Annotated in this window: 9 protein-coding genes and 1 riboswitch; of the genes, 3 read left to right on the forward strand and 6 right to left on the reverse strand. The window is 34.4% G+C overall.

Annotated elements, in window-relative coordinates:
- Positions 1-54 precede the first annotated feature (54 nt).
- The 3 genes from ABY905_RS07940 to trxA (ABY905_RS07950) all read right to left on the reverse strand — a co-directional run bounded on the left by ABY905_RS07940 (position 55) and on the right by trxA (ABY905_RS07950) (position 3,794).
- Positions 55-2,547 (reverse strand): TonB-dependent receptor, encoded by a 2,493-nt coding sequence (locus ABY905_RS07940; protein WP_372642316.1) that lies wholly within the window; start codon positions 2,545-2,547, stop codon positions 55-57.
- Positions 2,548-2,630: 83 nt separating this feature from the next.
- Positions 2,631-2,750, reverse strand: a riboswitch (TPP riboswitch).
- Between the two features lie 180 nt (positions 2,751-2,930).
- Entirely contained in the window at positions 2,931-3,377 is a 447-nt protein-coding gene (gene trxA, locus ABY905_RS07945) for a thioredoxin (protein WP_372642318.1), read from the reverse strand.
- 57 nt (positions 3,378-3,434) lie between these two features.
- Positions 3,435-3,794 carry a thioredoxin gene (gene trxA, locus ABY905_RS07950; RefSeq protein ID WP_372642320.1) on the reverse strand — a complete coding sequence of 120 codons (360 nt, stop codon included), beginning with the start codon at positions 3,792-3,794 and terminating at the stop codon, positions 3,435-3,437.
- 271 nt (positions 3,795-4,065) lie between these two features.
- Between trxA (ABY905_RS07950) and ABY905_RS07955 the strand changes: the two genes are divergently transcribed.
- Both ABY905_RS07955 and ABY905_RS07960 read left to right on the forward strand, forming a co-directional pair.
- A complete protein-coding gene (locus ABY905_RS07955) occupies positions 4,066-5,478 on the forward strand; it encodes a CCA tRNA nucleotidyltransferase (RefSeq protein WP_372642322.1) in 1,413 nt (470 codons plus the stop codon).
- Positions 5,479-5,661: 183 nt separating this feature from the next.
- On the forward strand, positions 5,662-7,104 hold the full coding sequence (locus tag ABY905_RS07960) for a monomeric [FeFe] hydrogenase (protein WP_372642324.1): 1,443 nt from the start codon (positions 5,662-5,664) through the stop codon (positions 7,102-7,104).
- A 69-nt stretch (positions 7,105-7,173) separates the two neighbouring features.
- On the opposite strand, the gene ABY905_RS07965 is transcribed toward ABY905_RS07960, so the two are convergent.
- From ABY905_RS07965 to ABY905_RS07975, 3 genes are all read right to left on the reverse strand, one after another.
- Complete coding sequence (locus ABY905_RS07965) at positions 7,174-7,533, reverse strand: DoxX family protein (protein WP_372642326.1); 360 nt, start codon at positions 7,531-7,533, stop codon at positions 7,174-7,176.
- A 183-nt stretch (positions 7,534-7,716) separates the two neighbouring features.
- Complete coding sequence (locus ABY905_RS07970) at positions 7,717-8,925, reverse strand: PAS domain-containing sensor histidine kinase (RefSeq protein WP_372642328.1); 1,209 nt, start codon at positions 8,923-8,925, stop codon at positions 7,717-7,719.
- Positions 8,926-9,064: 139 nt separating this feature from the next.
- The gene (locus tag ABY905_RS07975) at positions 9,065-10,438 is read right to left on the reverse strand and encodes a sigma-54-dependent transcriptional regulator (protein WP_372642330.1); all 1,374 of its coding nucleotides are present in this window, start codon (positions 10,436-10,438) and stop codon (positions 9,065-9,067) included.
- A 533-nt stretch (positions 10,439-10,971) separates the two neighbouring features.
- On the opposite strand from ABY905_RS07975, the gene ABY905_RS07980 reads away from it, so the two are divergent.
- On the forward strand, positions 10,972-13,113 hold a 2,142-nt coding region (locus ABY905_RS07980), incomplete at its 3' end, for an ABC transporter permease (protein ID WP_372642332.1).

The following is a 13,113-nucleotide window of genomic DNA, read 5'->3' on the forward strand; positions in this document are numbered from 1 at the left end:
CCAAGCTGAAAGAAATCTCTCAGCTTGGTTGAAGTATTTTATAAATTATTCTTCTTAAAAAGTGAGGCTTAAACCTGCCATAAAGTTCGTTCCTGCTTGAGGGAAATAACCATCCATAGCAAAACGTTCACCTCCATAAATGTATGAGTAAACCCATGCATTCGACTCATATTCTGCATTAAATACATTATTTACTAAAATATTGAATTTTAAACTCTCAGCAAACTTAGGTTTGAATTCGTATGAGAAATTCAAGTTAGATACTGAATAAGCATCAAGACTTCTTTCATTATTCGCCGAATTATCAATAAACTGCTTACCTACATATTGAGAAATGAACTGTACACCGAATCCTGAATTATTATAAGAGAAGATTGAGTTAGCCGTTACATTGGGTGAAAAAGCCAAATCAGTAGTTCCTAAATTATTAATCGTTTGCTCGCCAGTTTCCCAGTTATCCCAATTATCAACATGCTCAACAAAGTTTTCAACTTTATTTTCACTCAAAGATAAATTTCCTTTCCATGAAAGAGACTCTGTGATATTTGTTGCTGCACTCAACTCAACACCCATTCTATAAGATTTATCAACGTTCACCATTACAGCTCCACCAACATCATTAATCTCACCAGTAAGAACTAGCTGATCTTTATAATCCATATAAAATAGGTTCGCTTCGAATAAGAAGTTTGCCTTTGTCAATTTATAAGTTAGTTCGTAATCGAACAAACGCTCACTTGTAGGCACATTACCAGGTTTAGCATCGGTATAATTACTTCGATTAGGTTCACGATTTGCTATAGCAAATGAAGCGAAAAGACGGTGATTTTCATTAAACTCATAATTCAAACCAAATTTAGGGTTAAAGAATAGGAAATCATGTTTCTGACTAACATCTCTTAAATCCGAATCGGTCCCTTTAATTTTATAATCAATCCCTCTCAATTGTAAATCGGCGTACAAACTCAAGGAATTATCAACAGCAACATTCGCTTTTACGTAGGCATTATATTCTTCCTTTGTCCCGTTGTTGTCGTAGTACTTATCACCTAAAAAAGTATCACCTGCATTCTTCATCCAACGGATTTCGCCAAAATGATCACCATCGTATTTATTCCAGCCACCACCAGCAACTAAATCAAGCCCTTCTATTTTCTTCGAAAAAGAAAATACAGTACCGTAAAAATCATTATCCAACCATTTACGACGGATAATATCTGTTTTCTCTATTGTTTCTCCTCCAATTACAATGGGAGCCAAACCATACTTCTTAAGCTTATCATTTTTCTTAAACTGCTCGTAGTAACCTTCACCTTGAGTATAATGAAAAGCCATATTGAACTTTGTGTTATCCGAAAACAGGTGCGTTAAAAACAGATGGTAATGCTTCTGCCAGTAGTTGTCCGTTTCATTTTTATAGGTGTACTGGTTGTAGGTTCTCGAATCAGAGGCTTTAATATGGGCAACTCCCTCGATATTTACTAATTCATCATGACTACTAAACAAATAGTGATCACCATATCTTTGCATCCCCTCTTCATCGTTCTCTAAACGAACTTTTGGCACCCCATTCCAAGCCTGGTAAGTTTTCTCTTTACCTACGATTACATTAGCTTTTACACTTGTTCTATCACCATAGTATCCTGCAGAAAAATAAGCTGATTGCAGATTTGAACTCGCTCTATCGATAAAACCATCAGAAGTAATTTTAGATAAACGGGTATCGAAAGCAAAACCTTTCTTTAGACCTGTACCCAGTTTAACTGTGTTCTTAAATGTATTGAATGAACCTGCCGAGCTTGATATTTCAGCATATGGTTTAGTGTTCACATTCTGTGTTTGCATATTTATGCTAGCACCAAATGCACCTGCACCACTCGTTGATGTTCCCACACCACGCTGTATTTGAATATCATCTAAAGATGAAGTAAAGTCAGGCATGTTTACCCAATAAACGCCGTGTGATTCTGAATCATTCAATGGAATGCCATCAACAGTTACATTAATACGGTTAGCATCTGATCCACGAATTCTAAACCCCGTATATCCAACACCTGCTCCAGCATCGGAAGAAGTAACGAATGAAGGTGTTAAGGACAATAACATAGGAATATCCTGACCTAAATTTCTTGCAGACAATTCTTCCTTACTCACATTGGTTACAACAACTGGCGTTCTAGCATCTGCACGAGTAGCCGACACCAATACCTCATCGGCAAGTATGGCAGAGTATTCAAGTACAAAATCTAAAGTTAAATCTGATTTAAGATCAATCTCCTGAGTTTGAGGCTCGAAAGCTAAAAAACTTGCAACAAGCTCATAAGAACCTGATTTTAAGTTTTCAAATTGATATTCTCCATCTGCATTTGTAGAAACACCATGCATGCTCCCTTTGATAACGACTGCCGCACCTGGAAGCGGATCTCCATCCTGATTTAAAACTCTCCCCTTAAGTGTTAACTGAGAAAATCCTGCAAAACAGAAGAATTGAAATACAAGTAGTAGAACTACTTTCGTAAATAATGAATTGAATTTAGTTGTAGACATTACAATAAAGTTTTTTTAGGCTGAATGATCAGCATTCGATAAAAAAATATTGCAATGAGGTTCTTTAGATGAGATATCAGGCGAATAGTATTTTCGCAATTCCCTACGCCGGCATTATCCGGATCAGGTGTAAGAAACCGAAATAAATCTGTTCCTTAGGGTATAATCTCAGCCCGTTTATTTAAGGCACCCCACTGTTATTAGTGCGCAAAGGTAATTTGATTTACTTAAAATACAAGTCTAATTCATTTCAAAATAGAATGACATAAACTTATGGTTATCAACAAAGATACTCGGAATAAATTACAGAACAGAAAAGTATAAAGCACAAAAAAGCACCCAATTATATTGGGTGCCCTCATATTTAAAGACTTAACCGTCTCTTATTTCTCTTTAGCAACTTCCTTTACACCCATAACTTCGGTTAAAGCTTTCACAAAGGTTGCTTTTGGAAAAGCCCCTTTTGCCATTTGGGGTTGGCCTTTGGCAGGAATAAATAGGAAAGAAGGTATACTTGTTACACCAAATGCAGCTGAAACTGCCCTGGCTTTATCCGTATCCACTTTATAAATCTGAATGGCATCGCCATACTCCTCTTGTAACTCTTCCAAAATAGGCGCTACTCTTTTACAGGGACCACACCAAGTCGCATAAAAATCGACTATTACAGGTTTATCACCTTTGAATACCCATTCCTTTTCTTTCACAAAGTCAAAAACCTTTTCTTTAAAGCCTTCGTCATCCAAAGCAATCACTTTCGATTGTGAAAAACTAGTAAGACTTAGCAATACAAAGCTTAATAAAAAGGCTGATTTTATAAATGTTCTCATAATAGTCTGATTTAATATTGAAGTTCAAATATAATTGAATTAATCTGTTTTCACAGACTATTCACTTACACCCAAAACTTCCTTAAAAGCTTGTTTAAAGGATTCTTTAGAAAGAGCACCTTGTGCCATTTGAGGTTGCCCTTCTTGTGGTACAAATAAAAGTGAAGGAATACTCTGAATGCCAAAAACTGAAGACAATTCTTTCTCCTCTTCTGTATTAATCTTATAAATCTCTAATTTATCGCCATACTCCTTTTTCAATTCTTCAAGAATAGGAGCAACCGTTTTACAAGGTCCACACCAATCGGCATAAAAATCAATTATGCAAGGCTTATTACCTTCAAATTTCCAATCCTTATTATTTTCGAAATTAAACACCTTTTCTTTGAAAGATGCTAATGTTAAATGCTCTACCATAATTACAAATTTTAATAATACAAATATATAGATTATTGCATATCAATTAGTGTGCCATAAAATAAAAACTGTCAAAATGCCAATTAAATTAGATTTCTGCTAACAGATCGCATCTCTAAATAAAAATTAGGGGCTATTTCAAATATCAGATGATTATCTCTTCTTATATTTTAGAATCATCCTAAATAATTGTAATTTTGTCGCTTCAGGGAGAATAGATATCATTAATTGAATCAAAACTCCTTAATTGAAATACAAACAAGATAAGAACGTGAAAAGATTTTTAACACACCCCATATTCCCCATACTATCAGAAATTGTCACTAAAGAAAACCTTGAATCCTATGTGATTGGAGGTTTTGTTAGAGATCTTTTTCTTGAACGAGAATCAAAAGATATTGATGTTGTTGTAATTGGCAGTGGCATTGAATTGGCCAAAAAAGTGGCTGCAAAAGCAGGTAATACCAATGTTTCTATTTTTAAGAGCTATGGAACAGCCATGCTTAAATATAAAGGTTTTGAGGTTGAATTTGTTGGGGCTCGCAAAGAATCTTACCAAAGAGAATCACGCAATCCTATAGTCGAAGATGGCACTTTAGATGATGATCAAAAAAGAAGAGATTTCACCATTAATGCTCTAGCTTTAAGCTTGCATAAAGACAATTTCGGTGAATTACTTGACCCATTTGGTGGTGTTGAGGATCTTCAGCACAAGATCATAAAAACACCGCTTGATCCTTTGATCACCTTTTCGGATGATCCGCTTAGAATGATGCGTGCAATTCGTTTTGCAACACAATTGGATTTCAAAATTTCAGATGTGACTTTCGAAGCGATTAAAACCAATAAAGATAGAATACATATCATCTCGCAAGAAAGAATCATTGAGGAGATGAATAAAATTGTGATGTCACCTAAGCCTTCAATCGGGTTTAAGCTACTGGATGAATCAGGCTTGCTAGATATCATCTTTCCAGAATTCCAGAAACTTAAAGGTAGAGAAACTCGAAATGGCATTAGTCATAAAGACAACTTCTATCATACACTTGAAGTCCTCGATAATTTATGCTGCCATTCTGACAATTTATGGTTGCGTTGGTCAGCTTTACTACACGATATTGCCAAGCCTAAGACCAAAAAATTTGTAAAAGGTATTGGCTGGACTTTCCATGCTCACAATTTTATTGGCGAGAAGATGGTTCCTAAAATATTTAAGAATATGAAACTACCCTTGAATGAAAAAATGAAATTTGTTCAAAAAATGGTTTCCTTACATATGCGCCCTATTGTGTTAGCACAAGAGGTTGTGACCGATTCTGCTATTCGACGTCTACTATTTGATGCAGGTGATGATATTGACGAATTGATGCTCCTTTGTGAAGCTGATATTACTTCTAAAAACGAAGCCAAAGTCAAAAAATTTCTTGACAACTTCCAATTGGTCCGCCAGAAATTAAAAGAGGTTGAAGAAAAAGATACCATTCGCAATTTCCAACCTCCAATCAGCGGTGAAGAAATTATCAGCACATTTAACCTTTCTCCATCACGTGTTATTGGTGATATCAAAACAGCAATAAAAGATGCCATCCTCGATGGCGAAATTCAAAACAACCATGATGACGCCTATCAGTTTATGCTCAAAAAAGGAGAAGAGCTCGGTTTAAAGGCTGTCGAAAAAAAATAAAAAAGCTACAAAATCAAATAATTGCCATATAAAGCCCGGATGAATCATCCGGGCTTTTTTTGTTAAACTAAATTTTATGAAAACATAATTAAATAACATATAAATCTTTCACTAAAAAAACCTTATTATATCTACTTTTGCGGCGTCAAAATCAATATAACTAATACACCTAAATACCAAAATATGGCTTACGTTGATAATACCATGATTATCCGAAGAGATTTAGTAGCCAATATGGCTGAACTCTTTAACGAAGAAAAGCTTATTACAAACCTTGATAGAGTCCCTCTGGAAATGGCTCCTCGCAACAAAGAGTACACTGATCGTTGCTGTATTTTTAAAGAAAGAGTCATAATTAAAGAAAAATTAATTCCACTACTAGGTTGCGAACTTGAAGAAGATCGTGATGAACTTAAAACTTTAGCTGAATATGCAACAGAGGCTATGCAGCGTGAAAAGCCAATTGAAAAAATATTAACTGTAGTAGATGAAGCTTGTACATCCTGCGTCCAGAATTCTTATATCGTAACTAACCTATGTAAAGGTTGTGTTGCTCACCCATGCATGATGAACTGCCCTAAAGATGCTGTGAGTTGGAATGCAAATGGTCAGGCTCAAATCGATCCAAAGAGTTGTATCAATTGCGGCATTTGCATGAATGTTTGTCCATATCATTCGATCATCTATATGCCTGTTCCATGTGAAAATGCATGCCCTGTTGGGGCCATCACTAAAAATGAACATGGTAAAGAGCAAATCGATGAAGACAAATGTATTGATTGTGGTAAATGCATAACAGCTTGTCCTTTTGGTTCAATAATGGAGAACTCACAGATTATTGATGTGATGAAATCTTTAAAATCAGAACAAGAAACAATCGCCTTGGTTGCACCAGCCCTTTATGGTCAATTTAAATACAAAACTGAAAATGTTATTGGAGCCATTAAAGAACTTGGATTCCACGATGTGATTGAAGTTGCTAAAGGTGCTAATGTAACGACAATAAATGAAGCTGACGAACTACTCGAACGTCTTGAAAATAAGGCTCCATTTATGACAACTTCTTGCTGTCCTGCTTATGTTTCAGCTGTAAAAAAACATATTCCAAACATGGAACAGTATGTTTCTCATACTAAAAGTCCAATGTATTACGCTGCAGAGTTAGCAAAAAAGCAATATCCTAATGGTAAATTCGTGTTCATTGGGCCATGTATTGCCAAGCGTCGCGAAGGGATGGCTGATCCTAATGTTGATTATGTGATGACTTTTGAAGAACTTTCTGGTTTATTTGCAGGATGGCATATTAACATTGATGGCAATTCTATTGAACTAGATCGAACTATTAAGAATCATGGTCGTGCTTATGCTGCGAGCGGCGGTGTTGCTCAATCTGTTCTTGAAGTGAAGCCATACGTTAATATTAAACCTGTAATTGTAAACGGATTAGACAAGAAAAAAATTAACATGCTCAAAGCTTTTGCTAAGACTGGAAAAACCAGTGGTAATTTCATCGAAGTGATGGCATGTGAAGGCGGCTGTATTGCAGGGCCAAGTTCAAATCATGATCCAAAAACAGGACTAAAAATATATCAAGATAACCTAAAAGAGTTCCCAGAAGATTTATAAGAATATCTTCTTAATAAAAAAGGTTGGCTCAATGCCAACCTTTTTTTATGTGATGATTTGTGATATGCACTAAGCAAAAACTTTTTCATCAAATCTATAAGATAAGATTAATAGAATTAGAGCCACAAAAGCAGGCATAAATTCGCCATCGTTAACAACCCAATGCGCAGATAGTGCTAAAACAAAGTTAAAAAAGAAGCCTGCATAAGCCCACTCTTTAAGAAACTTAGATTTCCTTGAAAGAATAGCAATAACACCTAATATTTTCAGAATCGCTAGAGGATAAATAATATAAATAGGAAAACCTAAGCTAGCAAAAGTCTGACTTACCATCTCATGATTTAAAATATACATTGAGGATGACATTAACATCATTACAGATAAGAGTCCAGTAGCAATCCAGTAAATAATTTTGTTCCTTTTTTCCATCATTATTTAATATTTATTAATACTAACTATAAATAAATATATTCATTTTATCCTGATACACAAAGAATTGAAACAAGCAATAACACTTCTCCCTTTGCGGTGAAAATGAATAAAGGCAAGTAAATTAATCTCACTTGCCTTTATTCATTGCACTATACCTTTACGTGGTTATTGTCATATAGCTTAAAAAGTTAAAGTAAAAGTCGTTCTTTCGTCTGGTACGGAATGAGCAGTAATAGTTCCACCGTGCAAACGAAGAATTTGCTTAGAAAGTGCCAATCCAATTCCAGACCCTTTAGGCTTGGTCGTAAAAAATGGAATAAAAACTTTATCTAAAACCTCTTTTATAATCCCTTGCCCATTATCAGTCAACTGAATGGAAATACGTCCTCTTTTATTCAAATAAGCTCTCAATCGTAATTGAGGATTAGCAGTATGATCGAGCGCATGTATAGAGTTCTTAATTAGGTTAATTAAAACTTGCTCAATCAAAAGTTCATCAGCAGAAAGTTCAATCGTTTCAGGTTCAATTTCAATAATACACTCAATATTTCGTCTCTTCATCTCTTCTTTCATCAATATATAAATATTGTCGAAAAGCTGCTTAACTGGAAAGATGCTAAAGTTCGGGGTAGGTATCTTCGTTAGATTCCTGTAAGTATCAACAAAGTGTAATAAACCTGAACTCCTCTTCTGGATCGTTGACAAAGCCATTTTCACTTCAGTAATGGTCTCCTGATCATGCTCATCAAACTTGCTAACATTATTCATCCCGAAATCGTCGAGAATTGTTGTTAGAGTATTTGATAATGAAGAGATAGGCGTTATAGAATTCATTATTTCATGTGTTAAAACCCGAATTAGTTTCTGCCAGGATTCAATCTCCTGCTCTTCCAGCTCATACTGAATATTCTTGATTGACACCAAGATAACTTGCCTATCGTTTATTTTAAATTCAGTCGCATATATCGCTAATTGCAGAATATCGTCATTATCATTAACCTTAATAAGCGTATTTTCACCATGCTTCAGTTTCAGGAGTGCCTCAACAAACTCGGGACTAAAACTTTCAAGATCTTGAATTTTAGCCAAGTTACTAACTTGAAATAGTTTTTTAGAAGCATTGTTTATCATCTCTACAGAACCATCGCGATGGAATGCAATCAATGAAATTCCAATATGCTGAATAACGGTTTGTAAATAGAAATAATGCTCTTCCTTTTCAGCCCTTATCTTCTGAAAATCGGAAATAACGGCATTAAATGATTCTTGCAATTTATCGAAGGAACTTCCTAAACCTTGAACCTTAAAATTTCGAGTAAAATCGGAATATCGTATCGATTCAAGAAAATTTTTAAGTAATCTGTTGGTTTTTTCAACATACTTAATCATTTCATATATCTGATAGATAATAACAAGGAAAATAAGGCCTGCCGTCGTAAAATAATTATTTTTTGACAGAACAAAAGCAAATAGGAAAATAGTCGCAGAGAGCGCTATGATCCTTAATACAAAATTGAGTCTGAAACTTTTATAAACCATACTTTTCTAGTCTTCGATACAAGGATGTTCTAGTTAAACCAAGTTCTCCGGCTGCTTTCGAAATATTCCCCTGATTAGTTTTTAATACTTTCTGAATGATATTCTTCTCCACTTCTTCCAGATTATAACTATCTAATTCAACATCCCCTTGTTGTGAATGTCCCGGATTGATTTGAAAATCGCTTGGTTGCAAATTATTATCATCAGCCATAATAACCGCACGTTCCATCAAATGTTGAAGTTCACGTACATTTCCTGGCCATGAGTAATCATACAACTTATTAATACAAGCTTTAGAAAGTGGACCAAAACTCTTCTTGTATTTCTTAGCATAGATCTTCAAAAAATGTTCTGCTAACAACGGAATATCTTCATACCGTTCAGCAAGTGATGGTAAATTTATCTCTACTGTATTTATTCTGTATAATAAATCCTGTCTGTAAGTTTCCTCAGCAACCATCTGAAGAATTGGCATATTAGTTGCGCAAATTAATCGAATATCGATAGGAATTGGTTTATTGGATCCTACTCGAATAACCTCTCTTCTTTCGAGAACGGTAAGTAGTTTGGCTTGCATAGGTAAAGACAGATTACCAATCTCATCAAGGAAAAGTGTTCCTCCAGATGCAATTTCAAAACGACCAGGGCGATCAGTTCTAGCATCAGTAAAAGCTCCTTTTACATGACCAAACAATTCACTTTCGAATAAATTCTCATTAATAGATCCTAAGTCAACACTAATAAAGACCTCATCCTTTCTAGCCGAATTACGGTGAAGAGCTCTCGCAACCAACTCTTTCCCTGTTCCATTTTCTCCTAGAATTAAAACATTAGCATCAGTAACCGCAACCTTCTGAATCGTACTAAAAACAGTTTGCATTTCAGGTGATACGCCAATAAAATCATTAAATGGCTGATCAAGCACTGCATTTAACTCTTTCTGCTTTGTTTTTAGTTGAGTCACCTCCTCCTTCGATTTTCGAAGTTTAATTGCTGAAGAAATAGTTGCCATTAACTTTTCGTTTTGCCAAGGCTTCAAAATAAAATCAGTTGCTCCAGCCTTTATTGCTTTTACAGATTTTTCGACATCACCATAAGCTGTAATGAAAAGAACAACCGCTCGAGGATCAATTTCAATGATTCGATTCAACCAATGATAACCTTCCTGCCCACTTATCGCATCTTTTGTGAAGTTCATATCCAAAAGAATCACATCATAAGTTTCTTGTTTCATCAGCTTTGGAATCAATTCAGGATCCGATTCTGTATGTATTAATTCAACATGCTGTTTCAAAAGAAGCTTCAATGAGAATAGTATATCCTCATTATCATCTATCGCCAAAATTTTCCCGACTTTGCTCATTGTTTCTGTTTTTTTATATCTCGATTGCTTTAGCCTCAAATTGCAGACAAACCAAAGCTTTTCATCATTATATTGATTTTGATGTGTCCAAAATCGAACATCAAGGTATAACTAAAAATTCAAAATCAAAACAAAAATGTTCGATTTCGTACAAAGCTTGTTCTAAAATCGATCACATTTCACTTACTAAAATAAATACAAGTCTCACACAAAAGACTAACATACAATACACAACACTCTTTGGCATAAATCTAGCTATTACATAATATATAAAACATTCAATCTTACTATAAAGCCAGACTTTATAATAAGTGAATTAAATCAAGTTGTAGCTCACAAAAAAATTAATATATGGATGGATAGAAAACAGAAGATTCAATCATTCTCTTTTATCAATAACATTTATTAATAAAATTTAATACTATTTTAATGTCGTGAAAACTCTATCAGATTAGGAAAGATTAATTATATCCAAATTTTAAGATATGGAACATAATTCCCTTTAGATATCTATATATTAAACTAATTACTTAATGTTCAAAATATTTTTAAATACTGTTTTCAGAAAGCTATATCTTCAAAAGGGATACTCACTGATTAATATTTTAGGTTTAGCTACGGGGATAACTTGTAGCTTACTTATTTTACTTTGGGTAGAGTATGAACTTAGCTTTGATTCATTTCACGACAACAAGAATCAGATATATAGTGTTTATGAAAATCAAACATATGCAGACGGGGAAATATTTACCGTATATGCAACCCCTGCACCACTTGCCATAAAGCTAAAGGAAGATATCTCCGAGATTGATAAAGCGACTCGTATATCAAGAATCTGGGGTAAATTAATGCTAACTACTGGGGGATCAAATTTTATTGAAGGTTCTGGTTTGTGTGTCGATACTGATTTCTTCAAAATGTTCAGTTTTCCTGTTTTACTTGGAGATTCAAACTTGGTTATGCCCGATGAAAGATCCATCGTCATTACCGAGAAGATGTCTAAAAAATATTTTGGTGAGAATAACCCTTTAGGAAAAATCATCAGCATAAATTCAAATATTAACTATCATGTTAGTGCAGTACTTAAGGATTCTCCCAAAAACTCTTCGCTTTACTTCGATTATTTATTACCCTTCAATTTCATAAAAGAGAATTGGGGCTTCAACCTAAACAACTGGGATTCACACGCCTTCTTAACTCTCATTCAAGTTAAAAACAAGTCATACATTCCAAATCTGGAAACAAAAATCAAGCCGTATATCAAACAAAACCTGGAACAATCTAATGCAGACCTAGCTCTTCAGCCATTTACTGATTACCACTTACATTCCATCAGCGGGAAAAAACTTAGTCCCATACTCTATGTCCGGGTTTTTGCCTTAGTTGCTTTTATTATTCTTTTGATTGCTTGTTTCAACTATATGAATTTATCTACAGCACGTTCGGAGCGGAGAGCTAGAGAAGTGGCCGTTAGAAAAGTGGTTGGTGCACACAAAAGAGGATTATTTGCATTGTTCATGGCCGAATCACTCTTTATCAGCCTACTTGCTTTTGGACTGGCAATCGTGTTAGTGGAATTACTTCTACCTTTCTTTAAGGAATTAACACAAAGAGATCTATCTCTGAAATTTTCAAACCCAACACTATTATTATTCTTCGCAGCCATCGTTTTATTCACAGGTCTTATTTCGGGTAGTTACCCTGCTTTATATCTGTCATCTTTCAAACCAATAAGAATTCTAAAAGGTAAACTCTATAGCGATTCCCTTTTATTCCGCAAACTGATGGTCATTATCCAATTTACAATCTCAATTGGATTGATAATTTGCACAAGTGTCATCTACAGACAACTAGATTATCTTCAAGACAAAGACGTTGGTTATCAGAAAAATAACATTATTTATATTGAAATATTGGATGATTTTCAGGAGCATTATTCTCAATTAAAAGAAAGTCTAATTAAAATACCTGGCGTACTTAAAGTTACAGCCGCTAATCAGATGCCTATTAATTTTTCGAATTCGACATCTGATGTGACTTGGAAAGGTAAATCGAATGATGCGAATAACACTCTATTTCAATTAAGTTTTGTTGATTATGATTTTATTGAAACTTTTGAAATGGAAGTTATTCATGGTCGCGCATTTTCATCAAAACAAGGAGCTGATAGTTTAAAACTTATTATAAATGAAGCTGCAGCCTCTGCTATGAAAATGAACTATACTATTGGTCAGAAAGTTAAAATATGGGAATATGATTGTGAAGTTATCGGTGTCGTTAAAAACTTCAACTTTAACAGTTTACAAGTTGGTGTAAAACCACTGATAATGCTTATTATTTCTGATGAGTTTAAATATATTGCTATTAAAACAGACGGTGATCAACAACCCATTATCAATAAAATTAGTGAGACATGGAAAGAATATTATCCTAAAATACCTTTCTCACATCGTCTTTTAAAGGATGATTTTTCGTATCTGTATAAGGCAGAATCTCGTATGAATTCGGTATTTATCTCTTTCACTTTAATTGCTATAATTATATCCTCACTTGGATTGTTTGGTTTATCATCATACATTATAGAACAAAAATACAAGGAGATGGGAATTCGAAAAGTTTTTGGTGCTGAATTCCAACACCTATTCAAATCATTTATTATCCGTTTTTTGAGATGG

Source organism: Ancylomarina sp., from assembly GCF_041555295.1.
In the GTDB taxonomy this organism is placed as follows: domain Bacteria; phylum Bacteroidota; class Bacteroidia; order Bacteroidales; family Marinifilaceae; genus Ancylomarina.